Here is a 20898-nt window from a genome sequence, read left to right as displayed (position 1 = left end):
GTATGAAAGGGAGAGGGCAATTACAAGGAGCAGGCGAATTACAAGGTAACGGAATAGGCCTTGCCACCGTCCAAAGGATCGTTTCCCGGCACAATGGAAGTATCTGGTTCTTTTTCACTCTCAACGCAGAGAGATAGACATCTTCCGAGGCATATTCCGGGGAAGTAGTGGGAAGGAGGGGGGATGGTGACCAGAGAACGGAAAAGGCACCCGGCGGATACCGGGTGCCTTTTATCGTTTTGCTTACTCCAGGGCGGGTTCGGCGCTTGGTTCTGCCACCTGATCCTTGGGGAGGAGGAGGTTCATCAGGATCGCGGCGATGCCGCAGAGGCTTACGCCGTGGAGGTGCTGACCGGCAACGTTGATGGTGAGCCCCCCGATCCCGAAGACCAGGACCAGGGAGACGATCACCAGGTTGCGTGGCTTGTGCATGTCGACCCGGGCATGGATCAGGGTGTTCAATCCAACGGAGGCGATGGAGCCGAAGAGCAGCATCATGATCCCCCCCATGACCGGCACCGGGATCGACTGCAGGATGGCGTTGAATTTGCCGAAGAAGGCCATCACTACGGCGAAGCCTGCGGCCCAGGTCATGATGACCGGATTGTAGCAGCGGGTGATCATCACCGCCCCGGTTACCTCGGCATAGGTGGTGACCGGCGGGCCGCCGATCAGGGCCGCGCAGCAGACGGCCAGCCCGTCCCCCAGCATGGTGCGATGCAGTCCCGGGCTCTCGGTGTAATCTTTCCCGGTCACCGCGCCGATGGCCACGATGTCTCCTACGTGCTCGATGGCCGGGGCGAGCGCGACCGGGAACATGAAGAGGACCGCCGACCAGTTCCACTGCGGGGTCACGAAATGCGGCACCGCGATCCAGGGGGCGTTGGCGATCTTTGAGAAGTCCACCAGCCCCAGGAAGATGGAAACGAGGTACCCCACCGCCACGCCGGAGAGCACCGGGAGGAGCCGGAAGATCCCGCGGGCCTTGGTCGCCACCGCCGCGGTGGTCGCCAGGGAGACTCCCGCTACCAGGAGCGCGGTCTGGTATTCCACCAGCACGGCCTTGCCATCGCCGGTTTTCCCCATCGCCATGTTGACGGCGACGCCGGCCAGGCCAAGGCCGATGACCATGATGATGGGACCGACCACCACCGGCGGCATGATGCGGTGGATGAAGTCGACCCCGCGCAGGCGGATGGCCAGCGAGAGGATCAAGTAGAGCCAACCGGCGGCGAAGAGTCCCCCCAGGGTGGCGGGAAGCCCCCAGGTCTGGGTGCTGTAGACGATCGGCGCGATGAAGGCGAAGGAGGAGCCGAGAAAGATGGGAACGGTGCGCCCGGTGGCGAGCTGGAAGATCAGGGTCCCGAGCCCCGCCCCCAGAAGGGCCATGCTCGGATTGAGCCCGGTCAGGAGCGGCACCAGCACCAGTGCCCCGAACGCCACGAATAGTATCTGCGCACCGGAAAGCGCCTGGCGCCAGACCGGTTCGTTAGCCTGTGTCATCTGTTTGCTCTCTCCTGCCCTTACTTGGTTCCGAAAATCTTGTCGCCGGCGTCCCCGAGCCCCGGGAGGATATACCCGTTCTCGTTGAGGCGCTGGTCGATGGCGGCCACGTAGATGTCGATCTCCGGATAGGCGTCGGTAACCCTCTTCAACCCTTCCGGAGCCGCCACCAGGCAGAGAACGCGGATCAGATGGCACCCAGCCCTCTTCAGCATTTCGACGGTCGCCACCATGGAGCCGCCGGTCGCGAGCATGGGATCGACGATGAGCGCCAGGCGCTCGTCGAGCTTTCCGACGAACCGCTCGAAATAGGTGCGGGCCTCCAGGGTCTCCTCGTTACGGGCGAGCCCCACTACGCTGACCTTGGCGTTGGGGATCATGTCCAGCACCCCGTCCAGCATCCCGATTCCCGCCCGCAGGATCGGGACCACGGTAACCTTCTTCCCCTTGATCTGCTGGACGACGACCGGGGTCCGGTCCCACCCCTCGATGGTCTTTTCCTCCAAGGGAAAATCCCTGCTCGCCTCGTAGGCCAAGAGGCAGGCCACCTCGGCGGTCAACTCGCGGAACTTCTTGGTGCTGATCCCCGCCTCGCGCATGAGGCCGATCTTGTGCTTGACCAGCGGATGATTAATCTCGTGTACTGCCATCGCTCCCCCAGAAAGGTTTAGTTGATCCCCGTATATACCTCAGATCGTGGAGCAAAGCAGCAGTTTTGCCATTAATTATGATCAATCATCTGATTGGGGAAACCAAACATACTGACGTGGGTGAAGAGTTGCTACGGATAGGGGCGCGAGGGCAACGTTCGGAAGTCGTCGGCAGGGAGCGGAAGACAATCAAAGGCACCCGGTCAAAACCGGGTGCCTTTGATTATTGGTTGCGGGGGCAGCTCGTCTCTGCGTGCCACTATGACCTATCCAGCATCGATCTCACCTTCCGCAGCAGTTCAATCGGCCGTACCGGCTTCATAACAAGTTCGATTCCTTCCTCAGACACTCCCCGGTTCTGGATGAAATCGGCGGTGTAGCCGCTTGAATACAACACCTTCACGTCCGGGGCCATACGGCTGATTGCTTCGTACGCTTCCCGGCCGTTTTTCTTCGGCATGATCATATCCATCAGAATCAGGTCTACCGTACCCCGGTGCTCGGAAAATTTCTGCACCACGTCATCGCCGTCTACGGCCTGAATGACCCGGTACCCGAATTTGGTCAGAATGGTAACCACGAGAGTGCGCACCGACGCGTCATCTTCGGCAAGCAGGATGGTCTCCGTCCCCTCCAACGGCATTTCCGGCACATTGGATTCCGCAGCCTGCGTCTGTCCGGCTTCCGCCAGCGGCAGATAAATTTGGAAGGTAGTGCCCTGTCCCGGCTCGCTATAAACGGTAATAAAGCCATTGTGCTGCTTCACGACACCGTAAACGATCGCCATGCCCAAGCCGGTCCCTTTACCGAATTCCTTGGTGGTGTAGAACGGCTCAAAGATTTTCTTCCGGGTTTCCACGTCCATGCCGCATCCGGTATCCGATACGGCGATGCAGGCATACTGTCCCGGCTCGCCAAATCCATGCTCCGCCACAAAAGCCTGGTCGACTTGTCGGCGCGAACTTTCGACGGTAAGAGATCCTCCATTTTGCATGGCATCGCGGGCATTGGTGGCCAGATTGATCAGCACCTGCTCTATCTGGCTGGTATCGACATTGACCGGCAGTTTTGTCTCGTTGCAGATGGTTCTGAGCAGGACATCTTCGCCAATGACTCGATCAAGAAACGTGTGCAGATTGTGGATGATGTCGTTGAGATTGACCAGTTTCGGGACCATCACCTGCTTGCGGCTAAAGGCGAGCAGCGCTCTGGTCAATTGGGCCGCCCTCTCTGATGAGGAGATGATCTGTTCTATGCTCTCCCGCTGCTGGTCATTAAGCGCGTTGTCCATTTCCAGAACATGGCAGTACCCGCTGACGACAGTCAGGATATTGTTGAAGTCGTGGGCCACTCCGCCAGCGAGCTGGCCGACCGCCTCCATTTTCTGCGACTGCCGGAGCTGTTCCTCTAGATGCCTTTGTTCGGTAATATCCCTGAATGCGCCTATGAGCTTGACCGGCCGGCCATCCTTGGTGATGACCTTGCTACTGGTGTGGACCAGGATGGACCGCCCCTTGGCAGTTATCAGCCGCAACTCGAGCTCGAAGCCGGTACCACTGCTAAGGGCAGCTTCGACAGCCGATGTGATGGCCGGCCGTGATTCTTCCGCATAAAAGTTGAGGGCCGATTCGATCGTAGGCGAATATTCCGCGGGCGATATTTCGTGAATCCGGAAGGTTTCGTCGGTCCAGTACAGATGATTGTTGGCAAGGTCGATTTCCCATCCCCCCACCTGGGCGATATGTTGAGATTCGTCGAGCAGTGCGGCGAGCCGGGCATTCTCGTTCTCGGCCTGCTTGATCTCCTCGATATCGGTGCAGGTGCCGAACCATTTCGAAATCGCTCCCTTATCGTCGAGAGCCGGGACACCGCGAATCAGCCACCAGCGATAGGTCCCGTCGTGACGGCGCAAGCGGCATTCGAGCGAATAGGTACCGTTAGTGGCAACCGCATTATGCCAGGCATCCCAGGCGCGCTGCTGATCGTCCGGGTGAAACGGCTTGTTCCATCCATGCCCGTAACTCTCCTCCAGCGAGAGCCCGGTATAGTCGGCCCACTGCCTGTTGAAGTAAATATTCCAGCCGTCCGCCCGGGTGATCCAGACAATTTGAGGCATTGCCTCGGCCAGGAAACGGAACTCCCTTTCACTGGTGACCAGCGCGTCTTCAGCCTGTTTACGGAGCATCGCCTCACCGATGTTCTCCGCGATATCCTCCAGGATTTCTATCCCTTCAGGGGTAAAGCGGTCTTTGGCACGGTCATTTAACTGCAGCAGGCCGACAATACTTCCTTTTGCCTTGATAGGAATCAAAGCGACCGAGGCGAAGCCCTGATGGGTGCATTCGTTACGCGAATGGTTCCGGGGATCCTGCTCAGCCGGCAACTCAAGGAACGGGAATGTGTCATTGGTCCAGACGCTGCCGCCGGCAGTGAAGAATTGTCCGGAGGGGTCAGGTTTTCCCGAGAGAACCAGGCCGCAGGTGCATTCCAGGCAGACGTTGCCGCACTCGTCCCGGCAAATGCCACCGTCGCGGTTCCTGGTCAGCACCGAGTTTTCAGTGAGGAGGAAATCCTGCGGAAATCCTTCCTGGTAAAAGTAGGGATAATCCTCCTTGTCCTGCAGCCGGATACCCACGGCATCCACCCCGATGGCCGATTTCACCAGCGAAATGATCTTCTGGATGGCATCCCGCATGTCATCCTGTTCGTTGAGCAACCGCAGAATATCCTGCCCCATGGTGCGGTACGCCTCAGCCGTTGCCACACCGCTGATGTCGCGAATGATTTGCGACGAACCGATGACGGTGCCCTCGCCATCTTTGATGGGAGAGATGCCGATCGACACGGGAAACGCTTCCCCGGTTTTTTTGAGACGAACGGTCTCGAAATTCCCGATGATTTCACCGCGTTGGACCCTGGCGAGCATTTTCTGATCTTCCGCAACCCGATCGGGCGGAGTGACCCGTGCTATCTCCTCCCCCAGCATGTCCTGCTCGCAGTAGCCGTACATCTTTTCCGCAGCGGGGTTCCAGCTCGTGACGCGCCCGCGCGGATCGATGCCGACGATAGCGTCCGAAGACGAGTGGACGATGTCGTAAAACTGCCGTTTGATGGCTTCGGACGTCTTGCGTTCGGTATCAGCCTGCGCCAGTCTGGCCTGGGTTTCCCCCAGCGATTTCATGACACTTGGCGCGGCATCGTCCATAGCGGGTATCGGCACGGAAAAATCGCCGCGCCCCATCCTGGCGATATGGGCAAAGAGCTCCTGCGGGTTTCCGCCGAGCACTTCAAACAACGACCGGTACACCCGCCACAGGGTGCCGACCAGACAGAGCGTCAACGCGATGAACAGATAACGGAGTATCAGGGCATGTTGTGAGGCCAGCTGGACAGATGCGTCCGTTCTCCGGGCGACCATGGCAAAGAGATCGTCAATCGGCCGCATGATGGCAGCCTTGGCTTCATGGTACCGCTGGCCATACATCATCAGCCGCGCTTCATCTTTCATCCTAGCGGCATCAGCCCCACCCCCCTCCGCCAGCTTCATCGCCTTGAGCTCCACGCGGGCCAGCAGATCGGACTTTTCCTTGGCCTGTGCAAGCTTGGCAAACTCCTGAGGGCGGTAACCGCTCTGCTGCATAAGAAAGAGTAAGGGAATTGTTTGGTCAGAGTCAGGGCGAGGAGCTTTGCCATCAAGGACCAGATCCCAATAGACTCGCCAATACTCTTCCGGACGTGGTTTCCTCCCCTCGCGGATCGCCAGCACGTCAAGATATTCCTGTTTGTAGCGCGGATCGCCAGTAATTACGTACGTCCGGGCGAGCCGGGTCAGATCATCCGACGACTGGCGCAGCTCATACGCCAGTCTCAGGGTAGCGTGCCGGTTTTCGTTAGCACCATCGATCAGCTTTTCGGATCTGACATAGAATGAGAAGGAAATTCCCAATAAAATGCTAAGAACAACCGCCAAAATGATATTCTGCCGGAATCGAAACGCTCTATTTAGGAAGGGCATGATTGCTACTCCAACGTCATGACAATATTTTTTTAGACAAAAACCGTCGACTGTAGAGCTCATCGGCAGCAACAGAGACACTCTTCATGCTCTGAGAGTAATTTTTGTGCTGGTCACACAAATGGCCAGCCAATTATAGCGTCAAACGCTACCCCGTCCACCTTGAGGCGGCCGGGGTTGTCGGGGCGGCCTCGGAGCCCCACTGGATGGACGTTACAACGCCCTCCCGGTAGACACAGATTCCTACCTCCCGGAGTTGGTCCGTTATGTTCACCTGAATCCGGTGACGGCTGGAGTTGTTATGTTGCCGAGTGGATAAGAGTCTGGTGGGGGAGTTAGAAGGGGGCTAAAACTGAAAAAGGCACCCGGTCGAAACCGGATGCCTTTGATTATTTGGTTGCGGGGACAGAATTTGAACTTGTGACCTTCGGGTTATGTGTAAGCCTCCGGGAACCTTGGGAGGTGGGTCTGTAAACTTTACTGAATTTGGTAGCAACAAGGAAAATGTAAAAAGTACAGACGCGGCCCCTTGAATTCGTTTGCTGTCAAACAGATTTTTTGGCTATGCAAGATTTGTCAAAAATAGCTACAAAAACCTGAAATCCAGAATACATAGGCCCCTCGACTGCAGGTTTATGGATGGTATAATTCATATCCGTTAACCGTCTATGATTGTCCGTATTGGCAGTTAAACAAAGTTGAGCATCTGATCCATGCGGATTTGAACGATGGAGCCAATGACAAAACCACAGGTGGGGAGAATGCCTAAACATCTGGAGCGGCACTATGCAACCAGGATCGGTTGGCTGCGGGCGGCGGTACTGGGCGCAAACGATGGAATCCTTTCGACCGCAAGCCTCGTTGTGGGGGTCGCAGCCGCTGACGCCGTGCGGGGCAATGTGCTGTTAGCGGGAGTAGCGGGCTTGGTGGCAGGTGCCATGTCAATGGCTGCGGGAGAGTATGTGTCCGTCAGTTCACAGGCCGACACCGAGAAGGCCGATCTTGACCGTGAGCGACGTGAGCTTAAGACGGACATCGTGTCCGAGTGCCAGGAGTTGGCGGCCATATATGTCGGGAGAGGACTTGAGCCCTCACTCGCCAGGCAGGTCGCCGAGCAGCTTATGGCACACGATGCGCTAGAGGCACATGCGCGCGACGAACTGGGAATTTCAGAAATAGTCATAGCCCGTCCCCTGCAGGCGGCACTGGCCTCTGCAGTGACTTTTTCACTGGGTGCAGCCTTGCCGCTACTCATGGCCTTATTAAGTCCAAAGGCCTATTTCATTCCCGTGGTGGCAGGTGGCTCCCTTTTGTGCCTGGGGATTCTGGGCGCTCTGGCGGCCCGAGCCGGGGGGGCAAGCGTTGTTGTCGGGGCAGTTCGTGTCGCTCTGTGGGGAGCCCTGGCGATGGCGGCCACGGCGGCAATAGGCGCCCTTTTCGGTACGGCGGTCTGATTGGCAACTAGGCCCTCCGTCTGGGACAAGGCCGTCGTCAGACGCTCTTCAACAAGGGTTTTATAACCCACCATACTTAAACCATAAATTCAACATTTGCCTTAACCTTCGGTGTGTCTTCAGTCCAACCGAGTAAGGTTGAGTCAAGGGCAATTCGGTAAAAATCGCCACACAACGGAGACAGTTTGGTCAAAAGGTATCGGAGTAATACAGCCCGTAATTCCCCACGGCAACAAAACGGCCATTCCCGTAAGCAATTTTGTTGAGCCAGTACTGGCCTGTGAAGCTCATCACCGACCAGTGCACCCCGTTATCGTTGGAAACTAGAATTTGATCGATGTGAGATGAATAGTCCCCTGATACTGCTGCGAAAACACCTTTTCCGAAGGTGATTCCATTGATGCCATAGGTTGTTCCACTGGGAGAGCTGGTCCATGTAGTTCCAGCATCAGTTGAGGTAAGAATCGCACCTCCCCCTCCCACCGCAACAAAAGTGTTATGTCCGTAGGCAATATCGCTGAAAGAGTTCGAAAGTCCTGACTGCCTTGTGACCCAAGTTGTTCCATTATCGACTGAAGTCATGACAATTCCACCAGATTCATTAGAGCCAACAGCAACGAAAGTTCCGTCACCATATACTATCTTAAAGATCCAAAGGAGAGGTTGGTTTAATCTACTGGTCCAATGGATCCCATCCGTTGAAGTCATGATGACACAGCTTTCGCCGTAACTGGTAGCGCCACTGGCAATAAAAATTCCGTTGCCATAACTGACTGTATTGAAATATTCGACTATACCTGAATGGTACGTCTGAAAGGTAGAAAAGTTATCATCTGAAGTGATCACCGTATCAGCCCCCCCTACCGCGACCAATTCATTTCCGTTTGATGCGAAATCCTTTAAGTTTCCAAGGTCATAGCTGTTGGTTAAAATGGACCAAGTCACCCCATCAGCGGAACTTTGAATGTAGTTGTACCCGATCCCCACTGCAAAAAATAGGTTGTCGGCGTACCCAACAGCATGAAGCTGCGGAGAATTGGAAAGCTCGTCCACCCCATGCCAATTTGACTTACTGACCAAATTAACCTGAATCTGGGAGGAGGGATTTCCACCGCCCCCACCACATGAGGATATCAGAATGGCTAGTACCAAGAGTTGGCAGAGTTTTGAGAAACCACAATAAATTTTTGCCCTCATTCGTACCCTCCTCCGGTGCTCAATTTAATTGGCAATGTCGTATCATATTACCACATTCACATAAGTATTTTTACAGAAAGACAGTGCATTTGCGTCACCCTAGTCGCACCAGGGTCGCCCAAGTAAGAATATCTGGGAAGAGGTTCGGGTCAGGCTTGCAAAGTTGCAAAATGTCTAGGCAAGACGAGGGAAAGAGACGGATGTGGGCTAGAAAGGATGGATGAGGGTGTGGTGAGACAAGGCGCAAAACTGAAAAAGGCACCTGGTCGAAACCGGGTGCCTTTGATTATTTGGTTGCGGGGACAGGATTTGAACCTGTGACCTTCGGGTTATGAGCCCGACGAGCTACCAGACTGCTCCACCCCGCGTCATGAGTCACCTTTTCTAACATAGCGGGCGAGGCCGGTCAAGGTTTTTTACAGGAGTCGGGATAAAAATCTCCTTTGGTCTACGTTGTCACTTCGTGGAAGCTTCCCCCACCCCCTTGCCCCCTCCCTCAAGGGGAGGGGGTGAGCTATCCCAAAATAAAAGCCGCACCCCCAGGAGACGGGGTGCGGCTTTCACTCACAGTGTGCTGCCGGGTCGCCAGGCGGAAGCCTGACCGGTTACGGGAAGTTGATGTCGAGCTGGGTGGTGAAGGTGTTGTTGCCGGCCAGGGACTTGTACAGGTAGACGTCATAGCCGAAGATGACGGAGACGTTCTTGGCGAAGTTCCAGGAGGCACCGAAGTTCACGGCGCTGTCCACGTTCTTGCCACCCTGGTAGTCGACGCCCATCCAGAGCTTGTCGGAGATCTCCGCCATGGAACGGTCCCAGGAGGCGAGCAGGCCGTGGTTTTGGGTGCTGCCGTCGGTTCCGATGAGCGCCCTCTCGGCGCCGCCATAGTAGCCGACCGACAGACGGCCCAGGGAGGGGATGGATCCGAAGGCAGGGAGGGTCTTGGCAGCCAGGCCGTAGAGGATGTTCTGACCGGAGACTACGCCGGGAGCGACGGATTTGGAGAGGGAGGGTCCGAGGTTGTAACCGCCGACGGCGAGGGCCGGGGAGTTCTTGAAGAGGGAGTCTTCGGGGGTGCCGATCTTGATGTTCGCACTCCACGGATGGTTATCGTTAGGCTCGGTGCCGGTGGAGAGGTAGTCGAAGCCGATCTCGCCCTGGAGCTTCTCGAAGGGGAGGAAACCGGCGACCGGGCCGATATCGTACACGTTGGCGTCGCGGTGAGTCGGGTCGCCGGAGGCCCTGCCGACGCCGGAAGCCCTCAGGTAGTTGTCGATGCCGAGGTGGAAGGTGCCGAAGGCCTGGACGTCGGTGGACGGGATCCAGATCTGGGTCGACGGAGTCGCCATCGCGACACCGGTTGCTCCGAGAGTCAGCGCCATTGCCAGTGTGAGAACCTTGGAAAGCTTTTTCATTTCTTACTCCTTTGTAATTTAGTGATAAGTTCAATCAGTACTGCCTGCATCGAAACAGCCTTCACCGGCTGAACTTCCCCCCTTTCAAGACTTTGATCGAAAAGAGACAATCTCTCCATCGGCGGAGAATTTGCCTGCGACTATCACGGACCGACCTGTCTCACTGCCTTGTGCTCTCAGATCGCTTCCCTACCTAAGCAGAAGGTGTGCCATCCGGCCGATAGACGGTAAAACCGTTGCCATCACTGAAGTTGCCGCCGGCACCTTGGCGCCCCCACCGTTAGAAAACCTAAAATAAAGGCAGCCAAGCCTATTCTTTGTGCAGGTTGGCGGGAGAATTTCTTACGGCGAAACAGGGGCTTAGGCAGGCTAATTATAATTTTTTTTAATTTGCAAGCAACTCCGCCATCGCGTAGATTGGCGCGGTTGGAAAATCTTGGTGGTGACGGGCGGGTTCAGTGGCGAGTTGGCAAGTCTTCGAGATGTTTCTGGTGGGACTGGGGGCGGGGGTAATCGGTGCCATCCTGGGGCTGGGAGGGGGGATCATCATCGTCCCGGCCCTCACTCTCGGGTTCGGCGTCGGCGTACGGGACGCGGTGGCGGCTTCCACCGTTTCGATCATCGCCACCTCGACCGGAGCGGCGGTCGCCTTTTTGAGGGACCGGCTGACCAACACGCGGGTGGCCATCTGGCTGGAGATGGGGACCTCGCTGGGGGCGCTTTCCGGGGCGCTCATCGCGGGGATCATCAACCAGCGGATGCTGTTCATCCTCTTCGGGGTCCTCCTCTCCTACTCCGCCTACAACATGTTCAAGGCGAGAAAGCACGAGCTCCCCATCGGAGTCACCCCGGACCATATCTCCACCAAGCTCAAGCTGACCGGCTCCTACTTCGACAAGGCGCTCGGCCACCGGGTGGAATACCAGGTGACCGGGACGGTGCCGGGCTTGATCCTCATGTACTTCTCCGGGGCCGCCGCCGGGCTCTTGGGGATCGGCGCGGGGATGTTCAAGGTGCCGGCCATGGACCAGGTGATGAAGATGCCGTTCAAGGCCTCCACGGCCACCTCCAATTTCATGATCGGGGTGACGGCTGCCTCGGGCGCGGTGGTCTACTTCGCCCGCGGCGACGTGAAGCCGCTGATCGCCGGGCCGGTGGTGCTCGGGGTCTTGCTGGGGGCGGTGCTGGGGGCGCGGCTCATGGTACGGATGAAGGCCTCCCGCGTCAGGGTCCTCTTCCTCCCGCTGATAATCTATACCGCTATCGAAATGATCTACCGGGGGGTGAAGTGGTGGTAAGCGAACACGGGCATGAAGAGGTGAGCCGCCACGAGGCGATCGAGCTGGTGCTGGCGAGGCTCTTGCGGATCGGCTCCATCGTTGCGGCCTTCCTGCTGGCGGGAGGGATTGCGGGGATGGCCATCCACGAGCCGTTCGCCACCAAGATGATCACCGCCGGGCTGCTGGTGCTGCTCGGGACCCCGATCCTGCGGGTGCTGGCGGCCTTCGTCATCTTCCTGAGGGACCGGGAATGGCACTACGCCCTCTTCTCCCTGGTGGTGCTCGCCGCACTGGCGGCGGGGATCATTCTCGGCCGGGCCGGGTAACACTACCGCCTACTCCTTCTTGCCGTTTCCCTTGAGCTTCTCGCGCGCCTTTTTCTCCAGCATCCGCCTGCGCGGGCCGCTCACCAGCTTCTCTTCCAGAAAGGCGATCAGGTAGATCCCCGCCAACAGGATGGCCACGATCGCCACCAGTCTAAGCCACCACATACTCTCTCCCTCTATTTTCGACTATTATTTCATTCACTTAAGATCCGGCAAGGAGACAGGCACCTTCCGGAGCCAGTCCCCGGCTAGCGGCGGGCGATGAGGGCGGCGCCGGCGAAGAGGAGAAGGCTCCCGATTACCCGCTTGCCGTCCAGCGGGATGTGCCTCAGGCCGAAGGCTCCATAGTGGTCCAGGATGATCCCGGCGGTCAGCTGGGCGGCGATGGTGACCGCCATGGCCGCCGTGGTGCCGATCCGGGGAACCAGGAAGAGCGCCATGGAGACGAAGAAGGCGCCGAGCGCTCCCCCCGTCCACTCCCACCACACGGTATCCCCCATTCCCTTCACACTCACCTTCCCCTGCACCGCCAGCACCAAGAAGAGCACCAGCGTTCCCACCGCAAAGGAGATGCAGGCGCTTTCGATCACCCCAACCTTCTGGGCCAGGCGCGCATTGATGGAGGGCTGCACCGCGATGGCAGCCCCGCCGCAGAACATCAGGGCCACCCAGAGCAGATTGGTCACGGGGTCACCTTCTCTTTCCGCTTGAGAAACACCACGTCACCGGCATCCGCGACCGGAACATAGTTGGCGGTAAGGTAATCGCACACCTCGGGGACCTGGATGTTCTCCGGGATGTTGTCGACCCGCCAGGTGTTGCGGCTGAATACCGCGTATTGGGGGCGCTTGCGCTCCAGGTCGGCGATCAGCTCACGGCGCTGCTCCGCGGTCACCGCGAAGTAGGAGATCACGTAGCGGGTCGGGTTGTTGCGGTTGAAGAGGAAATAGTAGGCGGCCTCGTTGGGAAAGAAGAAGACGTTCTCGCCGGGACGGGTGGTGCGGTCGAGGAAGGATCCGATGGTCCGCACGCTGGCTGCGGTTCTGGGGTCGAAGTCGATACCACCGCGGGGAAGGTCCGGCACCGCCACCCCCGTCGAGTGCAGGGTCAGTTTGCCGGTCAGCGACTTCACCTCCCCGAGTGCCACCCGCGCGGGGCTCACGTAAACGCTATTGGCGGCCAGAAGGCAGATGCTGGCAATGATGAGGGTCGCCATCGCCAGCCGGACGTTCAGCAGGGCGGTGGATTTCTCCCTCGCCACCAGACGCAGGGCGTCCTCCACGAAGAGAAAGGCGAGCAGGAAGGCCGGGGGAGCGACGAACTGGACGTGGTAGGCGTCGGATCTGGCCAGCGCTGCGCGGTAGAGGATGCCGCCGAAGAGGAGCAGCGCGCTCCTCAGCAGGATATCCCGGTCCCTCCTCCCCAGGATGAGCAGCGGGACCAGGTAGAGCGCGGCACCGATGTAGAGGAAGATGACCCAGTAGTGGTAGATCGCCTCGCCCGAAAAGGGTGCCGACAGGAAGGTCCTGAAGTCCGGGAAGACCAGCGCGGTGAAGCCCAGCCCGAGCAGGCGGGGGTGTACCAGCAGGTTGTCGAAAAAGGCCTTCAACGCCCCGTGCGAGGCGAAGTAGCTCAAAAGGGGAAGCATGGAGACGAGCGCCCCCCCCACCACGAGGCCGGCGTCCTTCGGGAACCCGCCGCTTTGCCCGGGCTTTTTCTGCACCGCGAGGAGGACCAGCACGGTGATCAGCGAGCAGATCCCGACCTCCTGGCTGAAGAGAATCGATTGCCCGAGCACCACCCCGGCGACCAGCATCCGCCACGGCGCAGGCGTTTTCCTGAGCGCCACCAGCAGGATCGGCACCAGCCCGAGCGCCACCCGGAGGTAGGTCTCGTTGGGAGCGAGCAGGGTTTCCGGCTTGAAGATCAGGAAATAGCAGGCAGCAGCGATCAGGAAGCCGGCCGTGGTCTTGAGCGAGCGGTAGAGGAAGGCGAGCACGATGCCGTAGGCGGCCAGGTTCAGCAGGTACCCGTACTCGCGCGCGGCCACCACGGTGGTGCCGAAGGCCCGCATGAACCAGGCGAGCGGACAGATCAGCATCGGGCCGTAGAGGCAGTGGAAATCCTTGCCGTAGGTGGCGCCGTTCATGAGCGCCTGGGCCCAGGCGAGGTTTTCCCCCTCCTCCCCGAGGAAGGGCCAGGCGCCGACGTAGCTGTTGTAGGCCTGGACGTGGAAGAGATTCACGTTGAAGGAGAGGACGAGGTAGGCGATTGCCGCTACCGCCAGGGCCCACCGGGCCACCTTCTCGCCGGGTAGCGGCGGCTCGGCGGCGAAGGCCTCCTGGAGCGCCTGCCGCCGGTGGCCGAGGAGCGTCCAAGCGAACCAGGAGAGGACTCCCAGGGAGATCGGGAAGCCGACCATGGCGAGGTAGTTGAGGACGTCCCTCCCCTTCCCGTACTGCATGAGGATGGTCTTGCTGACGATCCCGAGCTGCCGAGCGCGGGCCAGTTCGGCGGAGAAATCGAAGGCGATGCCGTTGAAGAAATAGACCGCCAGCAGGCCGGCCAGCAGACCGGCAATCAGCACGGCGACGTGTCCCAGGACCAGTTTCTCTTCGGGACCGGGGTTAGGTTGGTTGTTCATGACAGCGAAGCTCCTTCGGGGAGGGGTATCTTCTCGAGCAGGACCACCATCTCGCCGATGGTGATCCGGAAGTTGCCCTGCCGGATCCTCTTCGGGAGGAGGCGGTGGAGGGCCCGGCAGACCGGGGTTAACAGCCAGTGGGGGTAGCGCTCGAACTGGTGGTAGAAATAGTCGGCGGTGAGGGTCTTCCGCGCCGCCTCGCGGTGGAGCACCCGGAAACCGTGGCGCTTGGCCAGCATTTCCAGCGACCGCGGATCGAAGTAGAAGAGGTGCTCGATCTTGTAATGGACCCACCGGCTCCCCATCACGCGGTGGGTGAGCGAGGAGGTGTCGGGTGTCATCACCATCACCACCCCGTCCTCCTTGAGGAGCTCCCGGGTCTTCGCCAGCACGGAGCCGGGGTCGCGGACGTGTTCGAGGAGATCGGACATGGCGATGACGTCGAAGCTCGCCGGGGCGAAGGGGGCATCCTCGAGCACCCCCTGGAAGACCGCCTCTTCGCCGAACTTTTCGGCCGCGATGCGGGAGGAGTACGGGGAGAACTCGACTCCGTAGGGGGAGAAGCCCTGGCGGGCGGCCTCTTCCAGGAAGAATCCGGTGGCGCAGCCGACGTCGAGGACCTTCCCCTGCCGCTTGTAGCGCTTGATGAGCTCAAGCCTGAGGGCGAAGGTGGAGACCTTCATCTCCCGCACCCGGCCGTCCTCCTCCTGCAATCCCCAGGCATCGTAGTAGCTGCGGGAGTAGAGCTCGCTGAGGAATTCGGCGGTTGGCTGGGGGAAGAGGAATCGCCCGCCGCAGTGCCCGCAGCGCTGGACCCGGAAGTCCGGATTCTCCCGGACCGGCCACATTTCCTGCGCCTCGCCGGTCAGGCAAAGGGGACACCGCATCTACCACTCCCTCCGCAACTCGCCGAAGACCATCTCGGGGGTGATCTGTTTCATGCACTGGTTGTCGCGGCAGACGGTCCGCTTGCCGTTGTAGATGGAGCCGCAGGGGCTGCACCCGAGCCCCAGGAAGATGTTCGAGGCGCGCTTGGCCAGCGAGCCGAAGAGCATCGGGGTGTCGGGACCGAAGAGGGTGATCACGTGGGTGGAGGTCAGGGCCGCCAGATGGGCAGGGCCGCTGTCGTTGGTGACCAGGCAGCGCGAGAGCCCGAAAAGAACGCAAAGCTCCCTGAGCGAAGTCGCCCCCGCGAAGTTGATCACCCGGCTGTCACCGATCCTCGCCTCGAGATCTTCCGCCACGGCGAGGTCGCCCGAGGCACCGATGATGCCGATCCGGACGCCGGGGATCTCGCGCAGAACCGTGCGGGCGAGCTCGGCGAAGTGGTCGAGCGGCCATCTCCTGAGGTCGATGAACCCCTCGCTGATGTTGGGATTCAGGAGGACCAGCGGCTCGTCCCCCAGCCCGAAGCGCGCGGCAAGCGCCCTCCCCTCTTCGGCGGAGGGCTCGAATGCGATCCCGAGCTCCGCCAGCCGCGGAAGCTCGTGGTTCTGGGTCTTGTTGTACGGGAGCACGCCGCCGAGCCTCATGGTATCGACCATGTCGAGATAGGAGAGTGCGGTGTGCTGGTAGTGGTTGTAGAAGACCTTGTGGGTCAGGAAGTCGCCCCGGTAGAGCCCCTCGATGTAATGGTTGTAGAAGCCGATCCGGTTGCGGGCGCGGCTCAGAAAGGAGATCACCGAGGTGAAACGGGAGAAGAACTCGAGGTCGACCACCACGTCGAAGCGCTCCTTGCGAAGCCTCAGCAGGACCCGGAAGGTGTCCGCCGCGAAGGCCGCGAGACTCGAGGTCCGGATCAGGATCAGCTTGAGGGAGCGGGTCAGCGGAAGGAGATCGAAGACCCCCTTGGTCTCGGTGAAGGAGAGGAAGAAGAGCTCCGCGTCGGGATACTGCTCCCGGCACCGTTGCAAGGCGGGGGTGGACAGGACGACCGTCCCCATCCCGAAGAGTTTTATGAAGAGGATCTTCCGGGGATTGTGAACCGAGCGGTCCTTGCGCAGAAAACGGCGGGAAAGGGAGTGAAGTAAGGAGAAAAAGGAACAGACCGGAATGCCGATATGATAATCGATCTTCCGCATGAATCCTGTCCGCATACACTCTCCCCGGGGCTAGTTGAATCGCGCCGACAAAATTACCAGATTGTCTCCCGGAAATCCAACGATTATTAGAAGTAAGCAGGGCGCCGGAGGCCGGGGAGGGAGCGGATACCAGAGCCGCCGGGGACGAAAAGATATTAGCTTGGAATAATTTGATTTTTCATGTAAAAGATACCCCGTCTCGATGCTATCGGGGCCTGACGGCATTGCCGCCGCGGGCCCCTTTTCCGGGGAGCTCCCGGATTTCAATCAAAAGGAGGACGTACCATGAAAAGAAGCACCTTAGCGGGAAGATTGGTCATGCTGGCTGCGGGGATCGCCGCCACGGTGGGGATCGCGCTTGCGGCCGACAGCGGCGGGATGACGCCGGACCAGGCGCTGCAGAAGCTGATGGACGGCAACGGCCGCTACGTGGCGAGCCAGATGGGTGCCTGCAGCGCCTCGGACGCCTCGGCCCGCGCCAAGCTCGCCACCAGCCAGCACCCCTACGCCATCATCCTCTCCTGCTCCGACTCCCGCGTCCCGCCCGAGCTGATCTTCGACCAGACCCTCGGTGAGGTCTTCGTGGTCCGCGTGGCCGGCAACGTCGCCGATCCGGTCGTGTTGGGGAGCATCGAGTACGCCGCCGAGCACCTCGGCTCGCCGCTCATCATGGTGCTCGGCCACGAACGCTGCGGCGCGGTGACCGCCACCGTCAACGCCAAAGGGAAGCCGGAAGGGAACCTCGGCTCCATCGTGAAGGAGATCCAGCCTTCCGCCAAGAAGGCGAAGAAGCTCTGCAAGGGGAAACCGGCCGAGGAGATCGTCGAGTGTGCGGTGGACCTGAACGCCAAGGCGGTAAAGGCGGCGCTCACCAAGCGCTCCAAGGTGCTCGCCCACGAGCTCAAGGAAGGTCAGATCAAAATCGTGGCCGCCAAGTACGACCTCGACGACGGCAAAGTGACCATCCTCGAATAACCGCATAAAGAACCGAGTGATTCCGGCAAAGAATCAAAAAAAAGGGCGGCCCCACGGCCGCCTTTTTTCATTTCAAATAGCGCGCGAGGTTGCTCCTCGCTCCCTTACTGCCCGACCAGCACCGGGTGCAGGCCGGGGAAGAGCACCTTCTCCTTCTCGGCGCACCCGACGCAGGAAATCCGGTCGATGTAGAGCCCCTGCTCCCCCGGGTGGCACGCCGCCGCCGGGGAGACCGACTGGGTCGCCTGGGCGCCGCAGCCGGCCGGGCCGCTCACGCAGATCCGGCTGACTCTCACCAGTGCGTAACGGGTCACCGTGCGGGGCTCGAAGATGTCCCCCGCCTTCGCCGCCGTGCAATCGGTCACCGGCGCTACCATCCACCATCCCACCAGTTTTCCGTTGCGGTCGTACTCCTTGTTGCCGCTGTCGGCCTTCGGGTCGTACATCTTCGCCTTGATGTCGCGCAATATGTCCTGGGCCGTGCCCGAGCCCGCCGCGACGTAGATCGGGGAGCCGCAGACTTCCTGTTGGGGGGATTCCTGGCAGACGAGGTCCGAGATGGTGTTGGTGATGCCGACCGGGCGAAGCAGCGAGGTGAAGAGGTAGCGGTCGTTACCCTGCGGCGCGCTGGCGTCCGGCCAGGCGGGGGTCATGTGCCGCTCGGCGACGTTGCAGATCTTCGGCCAGCTGCAGGCGGGCTCGCAGGCCTTCTCGCAGAAGGCCAGGTTGGAGCGGGTTCCGATGGGAAGGGCCGCCACCGCCACCGGGGTGGAGCCGAAGCTCTCGGTGCCGGTCGCCTTGGCCAGGAAGCTCCCCAGCGTGCCGAGCCCGACCGAGGCGCTCTCGGCGGTCCGCTTGGTCCTCACCTGGACGGCGTTGACCGGCGCGGCGCCGGGGGTGTAGGTACGGCCCGTCTGGTTATAGTTGCCGACCGTGATGTCGTTGTCGGCGGTCAGGGCATTGGTGTTGGCGTTGGCCACTTCCATGAGGGCCGAAGCCTTGTTCTTGCCGGAGACGGTTTCCACCACGGCGTTGCGGGCCGAAGCCTGCACCAGGTCGCCGGTGGCGGCGGTAAGCTGATCCGGAGCCTGCTGCGCCTGGGCGAGGACCCGGTGCTTCAAGGCTTCCGCCCCGGCCAGCGCCGAGTTCTCCGCGGTGGCCAGCAGGTCCTCCTCGCTTACGTACATGTACCCGATGTCGATGGCCAGGCCGGCCACCACGATAAAGACCACCAGCATGATGCTGACGTACGTGGTATCCCAACTGGGTTCGTTATCCACTGCCTCTCCTCTCCGGAAGGATCTCCTGCGGGGTGCGACATACTACCATTAACAGTAAAAAAAGGGCCATGCATAAACGCATGACCCTCTTTGTGTATTTACCGAACCACTGCGGATTAGGCAGAGGTACCGATCTTGACGGCGACCTTCTCGCCCACCACCGAGGGAACCTCGACGGACACGGCTTTCTTCTCGCGCAGGAAGAAGGTGAGGATGGTGCCGGTGGCCAGGCAGGCACCAGCCAGGATGAAGGACTTGTTCAGGCCGCCCGGCTGGGCGTTGAGCATCTCGGAGACGCGCCCCATGACCAGGCCGCCGACGCCCCAGGCGGTGAACAGGGTGCCGTAGTTGAGGCCGTAGTTCCTGAACCCCCAGTAGTCTTTCGCGAAGGAGGGGAAGAGGGTCAGGTTGGAGCCGTAGTTGAAGCCGATGAAGGAGGCGAGCAGCACCAGCAGCACGGCCGAGTTGGAGGCCACCACGGGAATCGCGGCGAACATCAGGATGGCCTGGAAGGAGAGCATGATGGTCAGGGTGGCGCGGCGGCCGATCTTGTCGGAGAGCACACCGGCGACCACGCGGCCGGAGGCGTTGCCGACGGCCATGATGGCGACGGCCACGAAGGCCATGGAGCCCATGGAATGCTTGGCCAGGCCGGCCACGGAGCCGATGACCATGAGGCCTGCGCCGGCGCCGATGAAGAAGTTGATCCAAAGGAGGTAGAACTTGCCGGAGCGGAGCATCTCGGCAACCCCGGCGTCGGGACCGGCAGCCTTCTTGACCAGGGCGTCGCCCTTGGCGGCCGGCTCGACCGGAACGTACCCTTTGGGCGGGTTCGCCAGCAGGAAGGAGAGGCCGCAGACGATGACCGCGAAGCCGGCGCCCAGGAAGTACATGGACTTCTGGATCCCGTAGATGCCGAGCAGGTAGCTGGAGAGCGGCGCGATGTAAACCGGGGCCAGACCGAAGCCGGCTACCACGATCCCGGCGATGAGGCCGGTCTTCTTGGAAGAGAACCACTTGAGGGCCGGCGGGGTGGCGGCGGAGTAGCCGAAGCCGAAGCCGGAGCCAGCCAGCACGCCGAAACCGGTGACCCAGGCGGCGTAGCTATTGGAGGATCCCATCAGGGTGAAGCCGCCGCCCACCAGGAGGCCGCCGATGAGGGCGGTACGGGCAGGGCCGATCTTGTCCTGGCACTTGCCGGCAATGATCATGGAGAAAGCGAAGAAGAGGCAGCAAAGCGCATACGGATCGTTCACCGAGGCAGCGCTCCACTGGAAGGCGTCAGGTCCTCCAGCCTTGATGGAGGCTTGGATGGCACCCTTGAAGATACTCCAGGCATACAGTACCCCGAGCGCCAAGTTGATTCCCGTTCCGGCCATTACTACCTGCCAGCCCTTGCTAGATGACGTTTGTGACATGCCTTTATACCTCCACCATGGATTTGATGACGCCTGACCTAAACCGTTAGCAACTTGCATACCAACGTTCTAGCTTTTTTATTTTCCGGCAAAAACCTCAATAATTCCTATGGTTATTAAAAATAGAGAGTCTCACCCCCCGTTTTGCGGCTGGTACCGTTTTCGCATGGGTGCAAAACCTGTTTGGAGAAGCCGGAGAGAAGGGGGCGGCGGTAAGCGTTGTAAAATCAACATCTTGGTGTTGGCTAATGGAAAGGAAGCTAACTTTCGCACGATTGCAAAAGGCTCCCGCACATTTGCACATCCGAAAATCGCCCCTCGCTCCTCTGGCGGCTCCGCCCGCCGAGTCCCGTTCCGGCCGGGCTCTTTCTTTCGCAGTTACGCCCCCTTACCGCCAAAAAAATCGAACGAACGATCGAACGCGAAGCGGCCGGATCGCCTCTTCCGCCTCTCCCCGGGAGGCCATGGCAATCATCCCTATTAAAGTTTTGCTGCCGGCTGCCGTACGGTAGTGCCGAATGTTTCTTGCACGCCATTCGCCCTTCTGTTAATATAACGCAGGTTTATTCCTGTGAACTCCCGGATACGAGAGACTTCTCCGCATGAGGAGCAAGCTCCGTTGACGGCAGCGCATTTTCGGTGACGTGTGGAGCCTGCCTGGCA

General features: G+C 60.0%; 16 protein-coding genes and 1 tRNA gene. 4 read left to right on the top strand and 13 right to left on the bottom strand.

Annotated elements, in window-relative coordinates; translation table 11 throughout:
• Positions 1 to 243: 243 nt before the first annotated feature.
• The 3 genes from L4X63_RS19675 to L4X63_RS19665 form a co-directional block, all read right to left on the bottom strand.
• A complete protein-coding gene (locus L4X63_RS19675) occupies positions 244 to 1503 on the bottom strand; it encodes a uracil-xanthine permease family protein (RefSeq protein ID WP_250680369.1) in 1260 nt (419 codons plus the stop codon).
• A gap of 20 nt (positions 1504 to 1523) precedes the next feature.
• Positions 1524 to 2153: a uracil phosphoribosyltransferase gene (gene upp / locus L4X63_RS19670; RefSeq protein WP_250680368.1), complete on the bottom strand. Its 630-nt coding sequence runs from the start codon at positions 2151 to 2153 to the stop codon at positions 1524 to 1526.
• Positions 2154 to 2412: 259 nt separating this feature from the next.
• Positions 2413 to 6168, bottom strand: a complete 3756-nt coding sequence (locus L4X63_RS19665; RefSeq protein WP_250680367.1) for a PAS domain S-box protein — start codon at positions 6166 to 6168, stop codon at positions 2413 to 2415.
• 761 nt (positions 6169 to 6929) lie between these two features.
• Between L4X63_RS19665 and L4X63_RS19660 the strand changes: the two genes are divergently transcribed.
• Entirely contained in the window at positions 6930 to 7622 is a 693-nt protein-coding gene (locus L4X63_RS19660) for a VIT1/CCC1 transporter family protein (protein ID WP_250680366.1), read from the top strand.
• A 189-nt stretch (positions 7623 to 7811) separates the two neighbouring features.
• Here L4X63_RS19660 and L4X63_RS19655 read toward each other — a convergent pair whose 3' ends face one another.
• The 3 genes from L4X63_RS19655 to L4X63_RS19645 all read right to left on the bottom strand — a co-directional run bounded on the left by L4X63_RS19655 (position 7812) and on the right by L4X63_RS19645 (position 10231).
• Entirely contained in the window at positions 7812 to 8819 is a 1008-nt protein-coding gene (locus L4X63_RS19655) for a WD40/YVTN/BNR-like repeat-containing protein (protein ID WP_250680365.1), read from the bottom strand.
• A 291-nt stretch (positions 8820 to 9110) separates the two neighbouring features.
• Positions 9111 to 9187: transfer RNA gene (locus tag L4X63_RS19650), tRNA-Met, on the bottom strand.
• 237 nt (positions 9188 to 9424) lie between these two features.
• Entirely contained in the window at positions 9425 to 10231 is an 807-nt protein-coding gene (locus tag L4X63_RS19645; RefSeq protein WP_250680364.1) for a hypothetical protein, read from the bottom strand.
• A gap of 458 nt (positions 10232 to 10689) precedes the next feature.
• On the opposite strand from L4X63_RS19645, the gene L4X63_RS19640 reads away from it, so the two are divergent.
• Both L4X63_RS19640 and L4X63_RS19635 read left to right on the top strand, forming a co-directional pair.
• The gene (locus L4X63_RS19640) at positions 10690 to 11529 is read left to right on the top strand and encodes a sulfite exporter TauE/SafE family protein (RefSeq protein ID WP_250680363.1); all 840 of its coding nucleotides are present in this window, start codon (positions 10690 to 10692) and stop codon (positions 11527 to 11529) included.
• Positions 11520 to 11837 (top strand): DUF1634 domain-containing protein, encoded by a 318-nt coding sequence (locus tag L4X63_RS19635; protein ID WP_250680362.1) that lies wholly within the window; start codon positions 11520 to 11522, stop codon positions 11835 to 11837. Before L4X63_RS19640 ends, L4X63_RS19635 begins: the two co-directional genes overlap by 10 nt.
• Positions 11838 to 11846: 9 nt before the next feature.
• Here L4X63_RS19635 and L4X63_RS19630 read toward each other — a convergent pair whose 3' ends face one another.
• The 5 genes from L4X63_RS19630 to L4X63_RS19610 form a co-directional block, all read right to left on the bottom strand.
• Positions 11847 to 12002, bottom strand: a complete 156-nt coding sequence (locus tag L4X63_RS19630; RefSeq protein WP_250680361.1) for a hypothetical protein — start codon at positions 12000 to 12002, stop codon at positions 11847 to 11849.
• 83 nt (positions 12003 to 12085) lie between these two features.
• Positions 12086 to 12523: a DMT family transporter gene (locus L4X63_RS19625; RefSeq protein ID WP_250680360.1), complete on the bottom strand. Its 438-nt coding sequence runs from the start codon at positions 12521 to 12523 to the stop codon at positions 12086 to 12088.
• Complete coding sequence (locus L4X63_RS19620) at positions 12520 to 14481, bottom strand: hypothetical protein (RefSeq protein ID WP_250680359.1); 1962 nt, start codon at positions 14479 to 14481, stop codon at positions 12520 to 12522. The genes L4X63_RS19625 and L4X63_RS19620 overlap by 4 nt, the downstream gene beginning before the upstream one ends.
• Positions 14478 to 15368, bottom strand: a complete 891-nt coding sequence (locus tag L4X63_RS19615) for a class I SAM-dependent methyltransferase (RefSeq protein WP_250680358.1) — start codon at positions 15366 to 15368, stop codon at positions 14478 to 14480. Before L4X63_RS19615 ends, L4X63_RS19620 begins: the two co-directional genes overlap by 4 nt.
• Entirely contained in the window at positions 15369 to 16577 is a 1209-nt protein-coding gene (locus L4X63_RS19610) for a glycosyltransferase family 9 protein (RefSeq protein ID WP_250680357.1), read from the bottom strand. It lies immediately after the preceding gene.
• Positions 16578 to 16847: 270 nt separating this feature from the next.
• Between L4X63_RS19610 and L4X63_RS19605 the strand changes: the two genes are divergently transcribed.
• Complete coding sequence (locus L4X63_RS19605) at positions 16848 to 17537, top strand: carbonic anhydrase (protein ID WP_250680356.1); 690 nt, start codon at positions 16848 to 16850, stop codon at positions 17535 to 17537.
• A gap of 104 nt (positions 17538 to 17641) precedes the next feature.
• Here L4X63_RS19605 and L4X63_RS19600 read toward each other — a convergent pair whose 3' ends face one another.
• Together L4X63_RS19600 and L4X63_RS19595 are read right to left on the bottom strand one after the other, a co-directional pair.
• Positions 17642 to 18817, bottom strand: coding sequence for a pilus assembly protein TadG-related protein (locus L4X63_RS19600; RefSeq protein WP_250680355.1), 1176 nt, complete (start codon positions 18815 to 18817; stop codon positions 17642 to 17644).
• Between the two features lie 116 nt (positions 18818 to 18933).
• Positions 18934 to 20235, bottom strand: coding sequence for an L-lactate MFS transporter (locus L4X63_RS19595; protein ID WP_250680354.1), 1302 nt, complete (start codon positions 20233 to 20235; stop codon positions 18934 to 18936).
• Positions 20236 to 20898: the final 663 nt, after the last annotated feature.

The sequence above is a fragment of the Geomonas sp. Red32 genome, assembly GCF_023652955.1.
In the GTDB taxonomy this organism is placed as follows: Bacteria; Desulfobacterota; Desulfuromonadia; order Geobacterales; family Geobacteraceae; genus Geomonas.
This window is presented reverse-complemented; position numbering and strand designations above follow the sequence as displayed.